Below are 17,519 nucleotides of genomic sequence, written 5' to 3'. Positions count from 1 at the left end.
TCCCGGGCCCCCTTACTTGACTGCGCCGGCGGTCATGCCGCGCGTGAAATGTTTCTGGATGAGCAGCGCCATGATGAAGATCGGCACCGTGATCATGACCCCGGCGGCGCTCATCAGCTCCCACAGGTCGCCGCGCTCGGTGCGGAAGCTGACCAGACCCACCGGCAGGGTGACGGCATCGCGGCGCGTCAGGATCAGCGCAAACAGGAACTCGTTCCAGGTCAGGATGAAACAGAAGATCGACGAGGTCAGGATGCCCGGCGCCGCCATCGGCAGCACGATGTCCTTGATCACCCGCAGACGTGACGCACCGTCGATCATCGCCGCCTCCTCGCTGTCGGTGGGGATGGCATCGATGAACCCCTTGATCATCCAGATCACGAAGGGCGTCACGATCGCCAGATTGACCACGATCAGCGCCACCCGCGTGTCCAGAAGCCCGAGCGAGCGGAACATCAGGAAGAAGGGCAGCACGATCACCACCGCCGGGATGAACTGGGTCGACAGGATCAGGAAGAACAGGAACTTCCGCCCCTTCACCCGGAACCGCGAGAAGGAATAGGCCGCGAGCGAGGCGCAAGGCACCGCGATCAACACGGTCACCGAGGCGACGATCACCGAGTTCAGCACCATGTCGCCCAGGTTCCAGGGGTCGGAAAAGACGGTGACGAAGTTCGACAGCGTCGGGCTGAAGTCGAGCGACAGGGAATAGGCATCGCGCGGGCGTTTGAACGCGGTCAGGAACATCCAGGCGATGGGGAAAAGGACGATGGTGGAGATCAAGAGCAGCAGCGCGCGCTCGACCCACCAGAGGATTGATTTTCTCATGCCGTGGCCATCTTTCTTTCGCTGAGCAGCATCCGGACGTACCAGACCGAGATCAGCATCATGATTGCGGTGAGGATCCAGGCCAGTGCCGAGGCATAGCCCATGTCGTACCATTTGAAGCCGACGTTGAAGATGAAGTAGGCCAGCGTCTCGGTCGAGGTGCCGGGGCCGCCGCCGGTGAGCGTCACCACCTGGTCGAACATCTTCAGCGCAAAGATCGTCTTGAGCACGGCGATCACCAGCAGCACGCCCTTCATCTGCGGCAGCACGATGCCAAAGATGATCCGCAGGCTCGAGGCACCGTCGATCCGCGCCGCCTCCTCGGTCTCACGCGGCACAGAGGCCAGTCCGCCGAGGCACATGAAGGTCATGTAGGGCGCCCAGTGCCAGACATCGGTCAGCACGAGGATCGCCATGGCAAGGTCCGGGCTCGCGAGCCACGGCACGCCTTCGAGCGCCGGAAAGACCGCGCCCAGGCCCTTGGCGATGACGCCGAACTCGGGGTTGAACATGAACCGATAGCTGACACCGATCAGCGCCGGGCTCATGGCAAACGGCAGGATCAGAATGACACGCGTAAACGTGTGCATCCGCCCCTTGCGCCGCAGCAGCAGCGCCAGCCCCATCGCCAGCACAAGGGTCAGGATCACGCTGGTCACCACGAAAACCGTGGTCACCCAGAGCGAGTTCTGAAACCCCGGCTCGGTGAAGGCATGGCCGAAATTGTCGAGCCCGACGAAGTCTCCGGGCCGGCGTTGCTTGGTCAGGTCCCATTCGCGGAACGACGTGACCAGCGAATAGGCCAGCGGATAGAGCGTTGTGGCCAGCACGATCAGGAATGCCGGGACCAGCAGTAGGTAAGACAGGGACCTGTCCTGCATGACGCACCTCTGTGATAGGGAAAAAGGAGGCGCGCCCGGGGAGCAGGGCGCGCCTTGGGCCGAGGATCAGCGGATGCGCTTGATCTCCTCGGCCGCGTGGGTCAGCGCCGCGGCGGTGTCGGTCTCTTCGCCGCTGGCGAGGCTGGAGATGGCGGTCTCGAGGATCTCGGAGATCCGCGGCCAGTTGTCGCCAAAGTCCATGCCCTCGGCGGTGGCCAGCGCATCGGCAGCGGCGGAATGCATCCCGCCCCACCGCGCGTTGACCTCTTCGTCGCGCAGGTTCGAGAAATGCACCGCGACGACTTCGCTCAGGTTCTCGTCCAGCAGCACCTCGCGCTCGAGCGCCGGATCGGTCAGCCAACCGAGGTATTCCGCCGCCGCATCGGTGTTGTCGGCGCCTTCGGTGACGGCAAAGATCCAGGTGTTGGTAAAGGTGGTCTTGTCGGCATCGCCGACCGAGGGCAGCGAGGTAAAGCCGATCTGATCGTCGGTCAGCTTGGACTGCTCGGGGTCGGAAAGCTGCGAACGCACCCACCACCAGACCGGCAGCATCGCCGAATTGCCCTGCTTGAAGCTGTTGACCGCATCCTGCTCGACAAAGGTGGCCGAGCCGGCGGGGGCGATCTGTTCGTCGCGCAGCAGGCTGACATATTGCTCGGTGGCGGCAATGCCCGCCTCCGAGGTAAAGGCCGGTTCGCCGCTCTCGTCGAACAGGTCGCCGCCATGGCCCCAGAGCAGGTTGATCCAGACCATCAGGTTCTGACCGCTCAGCTTGCCATAGGGCAGTGCGATCCCGGCGGCGTCAGAGCTCTCCTGCACTGCCTTGGCCGCGCTCACCACCTCGTCCCAGGTCGAAGGCACGTCGGCGCCGGCCTGCTCCAGCAGGTCCTTGCGATAGAACAGAAGCTGCACGTGACCGCGCACCGGCAGGCCCACCAGCTCGCCGCCGACCCGGCCATGGCGCAGGTGCGCTGCGGGGAAATCCTCCAGGTCGATGCCCTGCGCCGCGATCTCCTCCTCGATCGGCTGCACCAGCATCTGCAGCGAGGGCACCCATTGATCCATGATCGACACCACGTCGTAATCGCCGCCGGCGACCATCTCGGTGGTCAGCGCTTCCTTCATGTTGGGGAAGGGCACATAGTCATAGACCACGTCGATGCCGGTGGCCTCCTCGAATTCCGCAAGCCGCGCTTCATGCGCTTCGAACTGGCTGGATTTGACCGCCAGGACATGCACGGTCTCGCCGTCATAAGGCTTGCCCTCGGTGGCCTCCCAGGCACTGACGGCCGACCCTGCAAGCGCTGCACTGATGGCGAGCGCGCTGGTGAGATGTTTCATGTGATCCTCCCTCTGAAACTGCGGTCAAGCTAGAGGGGTTGTCGATTCCGGTCAATAGGATTATTGATAATTTTATCGTTGAGATTATTGCTTGGGCTGTCTAGGGTTTTTGGCAGCACATCACCGAGGGGCTCTTTCATGCCGACGACACTGCTGGCCGAACTGGAAAATGACATCATCTTCGGGGTCTACGCCCCCGGCACGCGCATTACCGAAGACAGCGTCATGGAAAGCTACGACGCCAAGCGCCACGCGGTGCGCCACGCCTTTGCCGAGCTCGAGAACCAGGGCCTGCTGGTGCATCGCCCGCGCCGCGGCGTCGAAGTGGTGGATTACACCCCCGACGAGGTCGATACGCTCTATGACCTGCGGATCGTCCTGGAAACCTCTGCCGCCCGGCGGACCCCCCTGCCCGCCCCGGCCGAGGTGACCGAAGCGCTGGACGCGCTGGCGCAGCGCCATGCCGAGGCCGCCGAGCAGGGCAATTTCCGCGAGGTCTACGAGCTCAACCAACAGTTCCACGAGCTGCAATACAGCTGCTGCACCAACCCCCGGCTGGCCGAGATGATCGCCAGACATGCCCGCATGGCGCAGCCGATCCGGGTGGTGAAATACGACGACACCGCGCATATGGCGACGGTGGTGGCGCAGCATTTCGCCATCATCGCGGCGCTGCGCGGCACCGACACCGATGCTTACGAGACCAGCGTGCGCAACCACCTGCCCGCCTCGGCCGAGGCCTACCGAGCGCTCTATGAACGGCGGTTCGCCGGCCGCAAGAGCGCCCGGAAATAAGCCCTTCCCCGGCCCGGGCCGATCCGCGCGTGCGCCTGTGCTGCTAGAACCCGGACACCAAGAGATCCACCGCCGCGACGATATCGTCACGCCAGGCCGAGGCGTCCCCGACCGGCGGCCCGAGGTCCGCGCCCGGCAGGGCCACCAGCTGCGACATGAGGATGACATGCGCAACGCCATCCAGCTCACAGGGGATGTGCAATTTCGGGGTCAGCCGCCCCCAGTCAGAGCGCGGCACAACCGGCGCGACAAGGATATAGGGCGTCTCGAGACCAAGGTCGGTCTGAACACGGCACACGAGCTCACCGCCATCGCGCAGCCGGTGGAGGGCCCCCTGCCCCGCTGATCCCTGGCTCAAACCCGTCTGTACCGGGCAAGTGTCGGTCCGTTCTGCTCCAGATGCCGGGCTTCATCGGCCAGGCCATCCCTCGCGGCGGCAATCCAGGCCGCCCTCTCGCGTTCGGCCTGCGCTCGAGCGATGCCATCGTCGATCCAGCCGCGAACCACGTCGGCGATCGAGGCATTGGTGGCCTTGGCCTGCAACTCGATCGCGGCTTTGCGGTCGTGACCGATATCGCGAATGTTCAGGGGTGACGGCATGGCATCCTCCGCATGTGACCCGACATACACATAGTGCAACACAGCATGATGTGCAAACCCCTTGCCCGCGTTTCAAACTTGCCTCACCAAACCCGCCAACCCGGTGTCACTGGCCTCCGGCGTCAGAAGATATCCGGCTCGCCCGCCGAAGCGCCATGCTCGCGTGTCAGATAATCAAAATCGCAGCCGCTGTTGGCCTGCCCCACGTGTTGCGAGAACATCTTGCCCCAGCCCCGCTGGAACCGCGGCTCCGGCGGCGTCCAGGCTGCGCGCCGCTCGGCGAGTTCCTCCTCGGACACCAGCATGTCGAGCGCGCGGTTCGGCAGGTCGATCCGCACCCTGTCGCCGGTTTTCAGCAGCGCCAGCGGCCCGCCGACAAAGCTCTCGGGCGCCACGTGCAACACGCAGGCGCCATAGGACGTTCCCGACATCCGCGCATCCGAGATCCGCAGCATGTCGCGGTGGCCCTGCTTCAGCAGCGCCTTCGGCATCGGCAGCATCCCCCACTCCGGAAAGCCCGGCCCGCCCTGCGGCCCGGCGTTGCGCAGCACCATGATGTGGTCCGGGGTGATCTCGAGGCTCTCATCCTCCACCGCCGCCTTCATCTCGGGATAGCTGTCGAACACCAGCGACGGGCCTTCATGCACGTGGAACCTCGGATCGCAGGCCGCGGGCTTGATCACCGCCCCGTCCGGCGCCAGGTTGCCGCGCAGCACCGCCAGTGAGCCTTCGTGGTAGACCGGGTTCGTCAGCGGCCGGATCACGTCGTCATTGTAGACCTGCGCCTCGGCGATGTTCTCGGCCACGGTGGTGCCGGCGACGGTCCTGCAAGAGGTGTCAAGACGGTCGGCGATCTGCTTCATCATCGCCAGCAGCCCGCCGGCATAGAAGAAATCCTCCATCAGGTAGCCCTGCCCCGACGGCCGGATATTGGCCAGCAGCGGCGTGGTGCGCCCCAGCGCGTCAAGATCGTCGAGCGTCAGCGCGACTCCGGCCCGCCGCGCCATGGCGATCAGGTGCACCACCGCGTTGGTCGAACAACCCGTCGCCATGGCGACGATGGCGGCGTTGCGCACCGAGGCGTCGGTGACGATCTGATCCGGCGTCATGTCCTCCCAGACCATCTCGACGATGCGCCGGCCGCAGCCCGCGGCCATGCGGCTGTGGTTGGCATCCACCGCCGGGATCGACGAGGCGCCGGGCAGGGTCAGCCCCAACGAGTCGGCGATGGCGGTCATGGTGGAAGCGGTGCCCATGGTCATGCAGACGCCATGCGAGCGCGCGATCCCGCCCTGCACCCCGCGCCACTCGGTCTCAGAGATGGTGCCGGCGCGGCGCTCGTCCCAGTATTTCCAGGCGTCCGAGCCGGACCCCAGCGTCTGGCCGGCATAATTGCCCCTCAACATCGGCCCCGCTGGCAGGAAGATGAACGGCACCCCCGCCGAGAGCGCGCCCATGATCAGCGCCGGCGTGGTCTTGTCGCAACCGCCCATCAGCACCACCCCGTCGAAGGGATGCGAGCGGATGACCTCCTCGGTCTCCATCGCCAGCATGTTGCGATAGAGCATCGAGGTCGGTTTGGTGAACTGCTCGTCCACCGACATCACCGGCATCTCGATCGGGAAGCCCCCGTCCTGCAGCACGCCGCGCTTCACTTCCTTGGCCCGTTCCGGAAAGTGTCCGTGGCAGGAGTTGATCTCGGACCAGGTGTTCAGCACCCCGATGATCGGTTTGCCGCGAAACTCCTCCTCGGCATAGCCCAGCTGCATCATCCGCGACCGGTGACCAAAGCTGCGCAGGTCGTCCGGGGCAAACCAGCGCGCGCTGCGCAGATCATCCGGCGACTTGCGACGCGAATCTGTCATGACGTCCTCCTTCGGGTTGGCCGCGCCCTGCCCTGCACCTGTTGTCAGCCGTGCGGCGGCGGCTCTGTACGAGCCTAAGGTTTGATTGCCCATGGGCAATTTTATCAACGCCCGGGCCGATCCTCAGCAATTGCCCACGGGCAATTTTTCTTTGTCAGTTGGGAAACCGGTCCCTGAGATAGGCCTGAAAGGACGCCTCGAGCTGCCCGCGCGACAGCGAGTCCTCGAACTCAATCAGCACCTTACGACCCTTCTGGCGCACCTCGATACCGCGTTCACCGGCACCGCGACGATAGAGTTTGCCTTCTCGCGGCGGTTTGGGCTGCGCCGGTTTGCCGACCAGGACCAAGCGCCGCATCACCGCAACACCGTCGATGAAGGCGCCGCGCCCCTGACGGGCCAGTGCCTGCTCGCGGGCAATGGCGCTGGCTTCCTGCAGGATCCGCGCGGCGGCCTCTGGCTCTGCCAGCAATGGCTTCAGCTCGCGGGCGTTGCGCTCGCGGATGTCACGCACCGAGGCAAAGGCCTCGATGATCCCGGTCGGCAGCTTCGCCAGCTGAAGATAGCGCGACAGCCAAGGCTGCGACACCTCCAGCCGCTCGGCCATGGCCTTCTGCCGGCCGCCGTAATAGCGCTCGACCGCGTCGGCGTAATCGATGGCGCGCTCGTAATCCGAGATGTCTTCCCGGTCGCGGTTCTCGATATCGGCGAGGCGGAAGGCCTCTTCATCAGAGAGCTCGCGCAGTTCGACCAGGTATCTGAACTGGGTGTAATTGTTGGCCCTGAGCCAGCTGACGGCAAAGTGCCGCCGCGCGCCGCAGATCACCTCGAAGTCATAGTCCGGGTCGGTTGAGGGCCGCACGATGGCGGGAAATTCCTGTCGCCCCTGCGAGCGGATACCGTCGATCAGGTCGCGGCAGTTGTCTTCGTTCAGCAGGCTATATTCGCGATTGTGGCGGTCCCACATCCGGCAGCGCGCGGGATCGACCCAACGCAGGGTCTTTTCCTCAAGCTCGCCCGACATGCGCTCGGAAATTGCGCTGGTGCGTTTGAGGAACCGCGCCGCGGCACGGTCGTCAGAGGGGGCCGGCGCGTCCAGTCCAGAGAGGACATCGTCGAAAATCGCATCGTGTTTGCGGGTCATAGCACTCCTTCCTTGCGCAGCTGCGCATGATGGCTGGGCCAGGTCTTGCGGATCAGGGTCTCGATCTCGCGGCCCACCGCATCGAGATAGGCGCGGCAGCGTTTGTGGGTTTCGCTGCGGGTCGCCGGGCCGGTAAGTTCGTAGACCGTCGAGAGATTGGCCGTTGCATTGTCGATCTCGGCGCTGTCCTTCTGAACGGCCAGCAGCATATCCATGGGAAATACCGCATCCATCATCCGTTTGATCGCGACATGCGCCGATTTGGTGTCATTCATCTTGGTCGCGAGGATCTTAACAAAGGCATAATCCCGCGCGCCGCCGGCCTGCGCCAATTCGTTCAGGGTGGCGCCCAGCATCTTGAGGAAATGCGCGGTGGAGCCGAAATCGATGTTGTTGGGCGGCGCCGGGATGATCAGCGCCTCGGCCGCGCGCAGCACCGACAGCGACAACATCCCCAGCGCCGGCGGCGGATCGAGCAGGATCACGTCAAAGCGATCCTTGATCGTGCCGATGCCGTGGCGCAGCCGGTCGAGCACGAAGGCCTGCTCGCGCGCCATGCGGGCTGCAAACTCATACTCGGCGTCGTAAAGCCCCAGGTTGGCCGGGATCAGCGCGATATTCGGCCAATAGGTGGCGCGCAGCGCATAGGACAGGTCCGGCGGGCCGCCATGGCGGAAGAACGGGTATAGCGTATCCTCGTCCTCATCGACGTCGACATCCGGGTTCAGCCCGAACATCGAGGTCGTCGAGGCCTGGCTGTCGCAATCGATGACACAGACGCGATAGCCCTTGAGTGCGAGATACTGCGCCAGGTGACAGACCGTGGTCGACTTGCCGACGCCGCCCTTGAAATTCTGGATCGCCAGAACCATCGCCGGGTCGTCGGGCGCGCGGTGGGGCAGGGTGCCGAACACCTGCCGCATGCGGTTGACCTCGGTGAGGCTGTAGCCGGTGCGCCGACCGGTGTCGGGGTCTTTCTCCGGTTCGGGCAGGCGGCCGTCGGCTTCGGCATCGCGGATCGCCTTTTCGCTGCGCCCGACCATCTCGGCGGCGCGGCGGACGTTGAAGCGGAGCTCAAGCTGCTTTTCGGTGCCGGGCGCGTAAAGCCGGTCGCGCAGCCGCGCGATGACCGTGGAGGCCCGGGTCGACAGCTGATCGAGTTCACGCAAGGAAACGGGGGGAAGGGCCGACTGCTCCATATCCTACCTCTGTTGGGTGGTTTCGCGCGAATCATGGACTGTTGCCGGCCCCGCCTCAAGTGCGAAAATTTCCGCTGTGACCCGTAAGAAGCGGAAGTTGCGCTATTCCCCCGAAATGCCGCGAAGGAGAGGGGGGAGACCGGGGAAACCGCACCCTGAAGGCCTCAGACGCCTCAAAGGACCCGAAAAGTAAGAGTGTGCTCCGAGGCCGGGACGCGCGGCGGTGTCCACCTGCGAAACCCCCGAAAATCCAAATTTGAAAAACCCGTCTTGTTCAGGATTCTAGGATTCTGTGTTCATGGAGGTCAAATTATTGGTTTCCCACGGCTTTTCGCCGCATCTCCTACCTTTCGGGGTGGTATGGCTTACGGATTGGGACCTTTGACCTTACGACTCGGGATGGCAGGCCTTACACTTTGGGCGGGCCGGAAAGCTTACGTTTCGGGTGGCGGCCGCAGGCTGGAAAATCCCTTGAAAAAAGCCTTGTGGTGCAGGGTTTTGCGAATCACTTGGAGGCGTTCCCCAACTTCAAAGCTTACGTTTCGGGTGATGGACGGGCGGGGCGGGCTCTGATATCTTACGCACAAAAGCCTACAAAAGTAAGAGCAGTCAGGTAATCGAAGTGGCGACAGGAAAACCATATCGCACCATCGAGGCGCGGCCAAACGCCGAGAGCCTCGTCAAGCCCGGGGAACTGGTCGACCTTGTCGAGGTCACGCCGCTGACCCTGGCCGATCGGCGGATCTACAACCAGCTTCTCGAAAATGCCTGGGATGCGATCGAGAAGCCGGTGACCCATGTGATCGCCAAGGCCGATCTGCGCGGCTCGCACAACTCCAACGACCGGGTGGGTGAGAGCATCGAGCGGCTGATGGCCTCGATCGTCAAGGTCCGGGTGACGCGCGAAGGTGAAGAGGCGATCGAGCGGGTGCAGCTTCTCGGCGGCAATATCGAGACGACGCGGCGCGACGGCCTGCTCGAATACGAAATCCCGCAGCGGCTGCGGCGGATCATCAAGGACAGCACGGTCTTTGCCCGGCTGCAACGCGAGGTGATGTTCGCGCTGTCGTCGAAATATGCGCTGACGCTCTACGAGATGATCCAGAAACGCGGCAACCTGCGCTATCGCTCGTCGGAGCGCTTCAGCCTCGATGACCTGCGCGGCATCCTCGGTGTCGCCAAGGGCAAGCTGACCTCCTGGTCGAACCTCAAGCTGCGGGCCATCGATCCGGCGGTGGCCGAGGTCAATGCGCTGAGCGACTACATGGTCGAGATCGAGCCGATAAAGACCGGCCGTCGGGTGACCCACGTCGAGCTGCGCTGGTGGCGCAAGGACAGCGGCACCTCGGCGCAGGCCGAACGCGAACTGACCTTTTCCAAGGTCGGACGCAAGGCGCGGATGGCCGGCACCGAGACCAAGGTGGTGCAGCCCGAGGTCAAGCCGCGCCCGGCCTGGCTGCAAAGCCGCGGCGACGCGCTGCGCACCGAGACCTATGAAACCGCGCGCCTGCGCCACCCCGGCTACGACATCTATCATGTCGAAGGCGAATGGCGCGACTGGAGCCGCGACAAGGAGCCGGCCCGGGACCCCGACCGCGCTTTCCTGGCCTTCTTCCGCAGTTATGCCGAGAAGAACCCGATTTGAGACCCGAAGCTGTGCCGGGCGGCCTTATCGGTGGCGGGATCGACCGGGGCAGGGGGCAATGTGCCATCTGGCCTGGCGACAGGATGCGGACAATTGCCCATGGGCAATTCCGGCCTTGGCCACGTGTCAGACCTGCCAACCGTGCTCTCGGCTAATGGCCTGTCATTCGCCGAACCGCCGGGCCTATACTCGCGGCACCACCGCGACCCCGGCGACAGCCCCCGCAGCGCCGCCTCAGGACACAGGACCCCGACTTGCCTCATGACCCGACTTGTGCATCGAACCGTGGCCGTGCTCACCGCGCTGAGCGACAAGACCTCGACATTGCATGAGCTGCATCTTCGGACCGGCATCCACAGAACCACGCTGCTGCGCATCCTCGAGGCATTGGCCGAGGAGGGGCTGGTGCGGCGGACCGCGGACGGGGGGCAGTATCAGCTCAGGCACGCGATCCGGCAATGGGGCCGGAAACTTACCTTTCGTGATCGCATTGTCGAAGTGGCGGGCGACCTGCTGCCGGCCTATGCCGAGCGGGTCAAATGGCCGACCGACGTGCTGCTGCTGCATCCGAGCCTGCCCTGCCTGATCGTGGTGGAAACCAACCGGCCCAAAAGCCCGTTTCCGGTCAAGCTGAACCATGTCGGCCATTCGGTGCCGCTTTTGCCCTCGGCCGCCGGGCGCACCTATCTGGCCTTTGCCCCCGAGACGCGCCGGCGCAGCCTGCTCGACCGGATCATCAGCGACGGCCGCCCGTCCTCGGGGCTGCCGCCGAACCTTGACGCGCTGCAGCGCGACCTCGACGAAATCCGGGAAAGGGGGTTCGGCACCCGCGTGCGGTTCTTCCGCGGCGGCGACTATCGGCACGACAGCAAGGAGCATGACGGGCTTCTGGCGATGGCGGTGCCGGTCCATCGCCGCGACCGGCTGGTCGCCGTGGTCAACACGCAATGGAGCGCCAAGGCCCACAACGAGGCCGAGTTCGCCAAACGCACCCTCGCGCAGCAAACCGAGCTCGCCCGCTGCATCGAAGCAGAGATCGGCCAAGCCTCGGCAAAACGCTGACAATCCCACCGGCGGTTTTCATCTGCCGAAATCCGGCGTGAAACGCTTTGGTGCGATTGCCGGCTTGGCGCTAGGCTGTGAACGGGAGGACACACAATGAAATTATCCGGTATTCCGAACGCCATCCTCGGGGTCGCGATGGCTGCGCTCCTCGGAGCGACCACCTCGGCGCGCGCCGATGAGATCTCCGAGTTCTACGACGGCAAGACGATCAAGGTCATCGTGCCGGCCGGCCCGGCCAGCGGCTATGACATCTACGCCCGGCTGATGGCCGAGCATTTCTCGGATCACCTTCCCGGCAATCCGACGGTGATCGTGCAGAACATGCCCGGGGCAGGCGGCGCCAAGGCGGCGCGCTATTATGCGACCGTCGGCCAGTCCGACGGCACCGAGCTGCTGCTCAGCCCGCAGACCATCGGCACCGATGCCGCGCTCGGGCTGCTGGGCGGTGTCGTGGATGTGGCCAACTTCAACTGGATCGGGCGGTTCACCACCAATGTGCCGGTCGGCGTCGTCTCGTCCGCCGCCGGGATCGACAGCGCCGAGGCGCTGCGCGACGGCGAGGTTGTCTTTGCCGGCACCTCGGCGCGCTCGCCCACCATCGTGTTTCCGACGGCGATGAATGCCTTTGCCGACACCCGGCTCAAGATCGTCTCGGGGTTCGACGACACCCGGCAGACCTTTCTTGCCATGCTTCAGGGCGAGGCGGACGGGCTGGTCTTGGGATGGGCCGGGCTGAAGGCCTCGAACCAGGAGATGCTGGATGCCGGTGAGCTGAAGGTGCTGTTTCAGGCCGCCAGCACGCCGCACCCGGACCTGACGGACGTCCCCACGGTCGTCGAACTGGCGCAGACGGAGGCGCAGAAAAAGGCGATGCGGTTCCTCGCCTCCAGCTCCGGCATCGGGCGGTCGATCGCCGCGCACCCGGATGTGCCAGAGGCGCGTGTCGCGGCCCTGCGCGCGGCCTTTGCCGAGATGCTGGCCGATCCCGAATTCCTTTCCGTCGCCGAGGCGCGGGGGGTCGAACTGGTCGAACCCACCGGCCCCGAGGCGCTGGAGAGTCTGATCGACGACGCGCTCTCGGTCGACGACGCGGTTCTGGACACCATCCGCAGCGCGCTCGGGCTCTAGCCCGCCGGCATCGGCACCGGATCGGCGAGGCCCGCCGATCCGGACCGCGCCCCCCCCAGTCAAACAGCTTGTGAGGTTAGGATGAAGGTTCTGATCGTCGATCCCGATTTTGCCGATCTCATCGCCGGCAACCTGCGCCGCGATTTCCCCGGCCTCGAGGTCCTGACCGCCGGTGATGCCGCCGCGGGGGCCGAGGCCGCCGCCGGCTGCGAGGTGGCGATGCTGCTGGCGATGCATGCGGATGACGACCTGTTCCGCCATGCCGGCGATCTCGAATGGGTGCAGGCCTTCAGCGCCGGCGTTGACAAGTTCCTGAGCCTGCCGAGCCTAGCCGGGCTGCCGCATCTGACCAACATGCGCGGCATCCACGGGCCGCAGATCGGCGAGCTGACGATGCTCTTCATGATCTCGCTGCTGCGCGATTTCCCCGGCCTGATCCGCCAGCAGGACCGGCGCGACTGGCACCGGCGCCCGGGCCGCAAGCTTCAGGGCCGGACCGTGACGGTTTGGGGCATGGGGGCGATCGGTCTCGAGATTGCCCGGCTTGCCGCGGCGTTCGGCATGACCGTCAACGCGGTGTCCCGCACCCCGAGAGACCACCCTTTCATCGACCGCTGGTTCGCCCCAGTGGCGCTGGAAGAGGCGGTCGCGGCGACCGATTTCCTCGTGGCCTCGGCGCCCGCCACGCCCGGCAATATCGGCCGGCTGGATGCCGGCGTCTTTGCCACGATGCCGCGCGAGGCCTATCTGATCAACGTCGGCCGCGGCAGCCTTGTGGTCGAGCCCGACCTGATCGCCGCGCTGCAGGCGGGGGCGCTGGCCGGGGCCGCGCTCGATGTGGCAAGCCGCGAACCGCTGCCGCCGGACAACCCGCTGTGGGCGATGCCGAATGTGACCCTGACCCCGCATATCGCCGGCATGATCGAGGAATACCCCGAGCAGATCTACCCGATCGTAAAGACCAACATGGCCCGCTACCTCGCGGGAGAGACAGACCGGATGATCAACCGCATCGATCCGGCGCAGATGTGAGTGGACCCTGATATGCCCAGTATGACCGAAAAACTCGTCTCGCGCATTTCGGATGCGGAATTGCAGCGCCGCTGGTCGCTGACCCGCGCGGCGATGGAGGCGGCCGAGATCGACGTGCTCGTCATGCAAAACAGCAACGAATTCGTCGGTGGCTACGTCAAGTGGTTCACCGATCTGCCGGCCCGTCAGGGGGTTCCGCTGACGGTGATCTTTCCCCGCGACAGCGAGATGATCATCGTTCGCGCCGGGCCGCGCGGCGGTGTGCTGACGGATCGCGGCGATGGCGACTGGCCGTGGCGCGGCGTGTCGCAGGTGCTGACCACGCCGCTGACCACCGCCGAATGCACCACCAACACCGCCGAGGCCAGGCTGGCGGTGGCCGAGCTGCGCCGGCTCGGCGCACGCCGCATCGGCTGGCTGGGCATGGGGGCGATCCGCTTCAGCTTTGGCCAGCACCTGACCGAGCAGCTCGAGGGGGTGGCGTTCAGCGATTTCTCGCCGCAGCTCGATCCGATCAAGGCGGTCAAGAGCGCGGAAGAGATCGGGCTGATCCGCGCCACCGCCCGGATGCAGGACGAGGTCTTTGCTCATGTGGTCTCGGTCATCCAGCCCGGCATGCGCGAGTTCGAGGTCGCCGCCGACGCCTATTACCAGACCCAGCTCAGGGGCAGCTCTCAGGGCTTCGTGCTCACCGGTTCGGCGCCGGTCGGCACCCCCGCGACCAAGGGGTTGCGGCACTTCCAGAACCGCCAGCTGCAAGAGGGCGACCAGTTCACCATCCTGATCGAGACCAATGGCGCCGGCGGCTTTTATACCGAGATCGGCCGCACCATCGTGCTGGGCAAGGCCAGCGAGGCGATGCTCGAGGACTTCGAGATCGCCCATGACGCCCAGGCAGAGACCCTGAAACTGCTCAGGCCCGGGGCCGATCCGGCCGCGATCTGGCACCACCACAATGCCTACATGCGATCGCGCGGCCGGCCCGAGGAACGCAGGCTCTATGCCCATGGCCAGGGCTATGACCTTGTCGAGCGGCCGTCGCTGCGCGATGACGATCCGATGCCTGTTGCCCGCGACATGAATATCGTGGTCCATCCGACGTTCCAGACCGAGACCACCTATGCCTGGGTCTGCGACAATTACATGATCGAGGAGGACGGCGTGTCGGACTGCCTGCATCACACCGAAAAGAAGGTGTTCGAGCTTTAACGGCACCGCGCCGCCGCCGCGTCTGTGATCAACGACCCCAAGGACCGCCTTCATGGAAAACGCCGCCTTCGACGCAATCGGCATCGTGCTCGATCCGGCACGCTTCGGCTTTCTCACCATCGGCGTGATCATCGGACTGGCGGTGGGCATCATCCCCGGGCTCGGCGGGCTGGTGGGCTTGTCGATCCTGCTGCCCTTCACCTACAGTCTCGACCCCTATGCCGCGCTGGCCATGCTGCTGGCGCTGTCGGCGGTTGTGGCGACCGGTGACACCATCCCGGCGGTGCTGTTCGGCGTGCCGGGCACCGTGGGTTCGGCCGCGACGGTGCTCGACGGCTATCCGATGGCGCAGAAGGGCGAGGCCGGCCGGGCCTTTGGCGCCGCCTTCTCGGCCTCGCTGATCGGCGGGCTGCTGGGGGCGCTGATCCTGCTGGTGAGCATTCCGATCCTGCGGCCGCTGGTGCTGCTGATCGGGCCGCCAGAGCTCTTTGCGCTGTGCCTGTTCGGCATCTCTCTGGTGGCGATGCTGAGCGGCGCGAACCGGATGAAGGGGCTGGCGGCGGCCTGTCTCGGGCTGCTGCTGGCCACGGTTGGCGACGATCCCAATACCGCCACGCCGCGCTGGACCTTCGGCACCTTCTACCTGTTCGATGGCATTCCGCTGGTGCCGCTGGCGCTTGGCATGTTCGCGTTGCCGGAACTGGCCGGGCTGATGATGCGCGGCGGCTCGATCTCGCAAGGCCCGCGGCCCACCGCGATGACCGGGCAATGGCAGGGCATCAAGGACACGCTGGCCAATCCCGGGCTGGTGTTCAGAAGCTCGTTTCTGGGCGCGGCGCTTGGCGCGATCCCCGGGCTCGGGGCGTCGATAATCGACTGGATCGCCTATGGTCTGGCGGCCAAGACGGTCAAGGGCGCCGACCAGACCTTCGGCAAGGGCGACGTGCGCGGCGTGATTGCCTCGGAAAGCTCGAACAACGCCAAGGAAGGCGGCTCGCTGATCCCGACCATCGCCTTCGGCATCCCCGGCACCGCCTCGATGGCCATCCTGCTGGGGGCCTTCCAGATCCACGGCATCGTGCCCGGACAGGCGATGCTGACCGACAAGCTGGACCTGACCTACGCCATGGTCTGGAGCATCGCGCTGGCCAATGTCGTCGGCGCCGGCATCTGCTTTCTCTTTGCCAATCAGCTGGCGCGGCTGGCGCTGGTGCCGGTGGGCATCCTGGTGCCTGGCGTGCTGGCAATGACCCTGCTGGGGGCGTTCCAGACCGGCGCTTCGGTGCATGACATCTATGCGGTGATCGGCTTCGGCCTGCTCGGCATGTGCTTCAAGCTGCTCGGCTGGTCACGGCCGGCGGTGGTGCTGGGCTTCGTGCTTGGCAGCCTGATCGAACGCTACCTTGTGATCTCCTATTCGCTGGCCGGCGGCGCCTTTGTCCTGCGTCCGCTGGTCGCCCTGATCCTGCTCGCCACACTCGCCGGAGTGGTCCTTCCCGTATTGCTCCGGATATGGCAGGGCGGGCCCGCCGGCACCTCGCAGACGACACGCTCTCCCCTGCGGTTGTCGTTGCGCCAGGTGTCGGCGCCGGACCTGGCGCTGGCGCTCGGCTTCGTTGGCCTCTTCCTCTATGCGCTGGCCACCCAGGCGGGCTGGCCGTTCAAGGCGCGGCTGATGCCCATCGTCTTTGCCGCGCTGGGGCTGCTGATCAGCAGCGGCGTGGTTGTCCAGATGCTGGCAGTGCGGCCCGCCGCCCCCGCCGGCGCTGCGCCGGAGGCCGAGGCCGACCCGCGCCAGCCCGAGGCGCGCGGACGCGGCCTGCGTTTCTTCGCCAGCTGCATCGTCTATGCCGGCCTGATCCATGTCGCAGGGGTTCTGCCGTCGCTCGGTGTGCTGATGCTGTACCTGCTGATCGTCGAGGGCAGGCAAAGCTGGGGGCGTGCCGTGCTGGTCACTGTCGTGGTGCTTCTCGCCTCCTACGTCCTGTTTCATCTGCTGGTGCATCTGCCCTGGCCCAATGCCCTGATCGGCGATCTGTTTCCGGGCCTGCGGAGCTGGTTTCCGACCGACATCGTATAGCCCTTGGCCAGAGCGAGACTGCCATGAAACTTGACCTTTTCTACGCGCCTGTCGCCTGTTCGCTGGTGCCGTTCCTGCTGCTCGAGGAAGCTGGCGCCAGCTTCGAGGTGCATGTGCTCAACCTGCGGGCGGGCGAGCAATCGGCGCCGGCCTATCTGAGCCTCAACCCCAAGCACAAGGTGCCGCTGCTGCTGGTGGACGGCGTGCCACTGTCGGAGAACCTGGCAATCCAGACCTGGATCGCACGCAGCTTTCCCGAGGCGCGGCTCTTGCCCGGCGAGACCTGGGGCGACTGCCAGGCGCTGTCGCTGCTGTCGTGGTTCGCCTCGGGGTTTCATCCCCACCTCAGCCGGATCAACCAGCCGGCCAAGTATTGCGGCGCGGGGTGCACCCCCGGTCAGGTCACAGAGATCGCCACCCAGCAGCTTGCCGCGCGGTTCCGGATTGCCGAGGACCTTTTGGCCGGCACGACCTGGTTCTTCGACCGGTTCACAGCGCCCGATGCCTATTTCTTCTGGTGCTGTCGCCGGGCGGGGCAGCTTGGGGTGGACCTGTCGGCCTTGCCGTCGTGCCGGCGCCATTTCGAGGCCGTGGGGTCTCGGGCGAGCGCACGGGCGGTGCTTGGGTTCGAACGCGAATGTACCGAGCGGAGCCGTCGCACCTGAGCTGGCGCTGCCTGTTCAAAGGGGGGCGGCCCGCGCGGCGGA

The 17,519-nt window shown here is 65.5% G+C and carries 16 protein-coding genes; 8 read left to right on the top strand and 8 right to left on the bottom strand.

Annotated features, from left to right (window positions below; genetic code table 11):
* Positions 1 to 12: 12 nt before the first annotated feature.
* The 3 genes from VOI27_RS13170 to VOI27_RS13160 form a co-directional block, all read right to left on the bottom strand.
* Positions 13 to 828: a carbohydrate ABC transporter permease gene (locus VOI27_RS13170; protein ID WP_323765816.1), complete on the bottom strand. Its 816-nt coding sequence runs from the start codon at positions 826 to 828 to the stop codon at positions 13 to 15.
* Positions 825 to 1,709 (bottom strand): sugar ABC transporter permease, encoded by an 885-nt coding sequence (locus VOI27_RS13165; protein WP_323765815.1) that lies wholly within the window; start codon positions 1,707 to 1,709, stop codon positions 825 to 827. Before VOI27_RS13165 ends, VOI27_RS13170 begins: the two co-directional genes overlap by 4 nt.
* Positions 1,710 to 1,775: 66 nt before the next feature.
* Positions 1,776 to 3,050: a sugar ABC transporter substrate-binding protein gene (locus VOI27_RS13160; RefSeq protein WP_323765814.1), complete on the bottom strand. Its 1,275-nt coding sequence runs from the start codon at positions 3,048 to 3,050 to the stop codon at positions 1,776 to 1,778.
* Between the two features lie 138 nt (positions 3,051 to 3,188).
* On the opposite strand from VOI27_RS13160, the gene VOI27_RS13155 reads away from it, so the two are divergent.
* Positions 3,189 to 3,845 (top strand): GntR family transcriptional regulator, encoded by a 657-nt coding sequence (locus tag VOI27_RS13155; RefSeq protein WP_323765813.1) that lies wholly within the window; start codon positions 3,189 to 3,191, stop codon positions 3,843 to 3,845.
* Between the two features lie 43 nt (positions 3,846 to 3,888).
* Here VOI27_RS13155 and VOI27_RS13150 read toward each other — a convergent pair whose 3' ends face one another.
* The 5 genes from VOI27_RS13150 to VOI27_RS13130 form a co-directional block, all read right to left on the bottom strand.
* A complete protein-coding gene (locus VOI27_RS13150; protein ID WP_323765812.1) occupies positions 3,889 to 4,143 on the bottom strand; it encodes a CcdB family protein in 255 nt (84 codons plus the stop codon).
* A gap of 56 nt (positions 4,144 to 4,199) precedes the next feature.
* Positions 4,200 to 4,445: a hypothetical protein gene (locus VOI27_RS13145; RefSeq protein ID WP_323765811.1), complete on the bottom strand. Its 246-nt coding sequence runs from the start codon at positions 4,443 to 4,445 to the stop codon at positions 4,200 to 4,202.
* A gap of 122 nt (positions 4,446 to 4,567) precedes the next feature.
* Positions 4,568 to 6,310 carry an L-arabinonate dehydratase gene (araD, locus tag VOI27_RS13140; protein WP_323765810.1) on the bottom strand — a complete coding sequence of 581 codons (1,743 nt, stop codon included), beginning with the start codon at positions 6,308 to 6,310 and terminating at the stop codon, positions 4,568 to 4,570.
* A gap of 154 nt (positions 6,311 to 6,464) precedes the next feature.
* Positions 6,465 to 7,454 carry a ParB/RepB/Spo0J family partition protein gene (locus VOI27_RS13135; RefSeq protein ID WP_323765809.1) on the bottom strand — a complete coding sequence of 330 codons (990 nt, stop codon included), beginning with the start codon at positions 7,452 to 7,454 and terminating at the stop codon, positions 6,465 to 6,467.
* Positions 7,451 to 8,653: an AAA family ATPase gene (locus tag VOI27_RS13130; RefSeq protein WP_323765808.1), complete on the bottom strand. Its 1,203-nt coding sequence runs from the start codon at positions 8,651 to 8,653 to the stop codon at positions 7,451 to 7,453. The genes VOI27_RS13135 and VOI27_RS13130 overlap by 4 nt, the downstream gene beginning before the upstream one ends.
* Positions 8,654 to 9,275: 622 nt before the next feature.
* Here VOI27_RS13130 and VOI27_RS13125 point away from each other — a divergent pair.
* The 7 genes from VOI27_RS13125 (at position 9,276) to VOI27_RS13095 (ending at position 17,477) form a co-directional block, all read left to right on the top strand.
* A complete protein-coding gene (locus VOI27_RS13125; protein ID WP_323765807.1) occupies positions 9,276 to 10,298 on the top strand; it encodes a replication initiation protein in 1,023 nt (340 codons plus the stop codon).
* A 261-nt stretch (positions 10,299 to 10,559) separates the two neighbouring features.
* The gene (locus VOI27_RS13120) at positions 10,560 to 11,360 is read left to right on the top strand and encodes an IclR family transcriptional regulator domain-containing protein (RefSeq protein WP_323765806.1); all 801 of its coding nucleotides are present in this window, start codon (positions 10,560 to 10,562) and stop codon (positions 11,358 to 11,360) included.
* Between the two features lie 96 nt (positions 11,361 to 11,456).
* Complete coding sequence (locus VOI27_RS13115; protein ID WP_323765805.1) at positions 11,457 to 12,491, top strand: hypothetical protein; 1,035 nt, start codon at positions 11,457 to 11,459, stop codon at positions 12,489 to 12,491.
* 81 nt (positions 12,492 to 12,572) lie between these two features.
* On the top strand, positions 12,573 to 13,523 hold the full coding sequence (locus tag VOI27_RS13110; protein WP_323765804.1) for a D-2-hydroxyacid dehydrogenase: 951 nt from the start codon (positions 12,573 to 12,575) through the stop codon (positions 13,521 to 13,523).
* A gap of 21 nt (positions 13,524 to 13,544) precedes the next feature.
* A complete protein-coding gene (locus VOI27_RS13105; protein ID WP_323765803.1) occupies positions 13,545 to 14,732 on the top strand; it encodes a M24 family metallopeptidase in 1,188 nt (395 codons plus the stop codon).
* Positions 14,733 to 14,784: 52 nt separating this feature from the next.
* Positions 14,785 to 16,812, top strand: coding sequence for a tripartite tricarboxylate transporter permease (locus tag VOI27_RS13100; RefSeq protein ID WP_323765802.1), 2,028 nt, complete (start codon positions 14,785 to 14,787; stop codon positions 16,810 to 16,812).
* Positions 16,813 to 16,835: 23 nt separating this feature from the next.
* A complete protein-coding gene (locus tag VOI27_RS13095) occupies positions 16,836 to 17,477 on the top strand; it encodes a glutathione S-transferase family protein (RefSeq protein WP_323765801.1) in 642 nt (213 codons plus the stop codon).
* The last annotated feature ends 42 nt before the right edge of the window (positions 17,478 to 17,519 follow it).

It is taken from the genome of Marinovum sp. (genome assembly GCF_034669705.1).
In the GTDB taxonomy this organism is placed as follows: domain Bacteria; phylum Pseudomonadota; class Alphaproteobacteria; order Rhodobacterales; family Rhodobacteraceae; genus Marinovum.
This window is presented reverse-complemented; position numbering and strand designations above follow the sequence as displayed.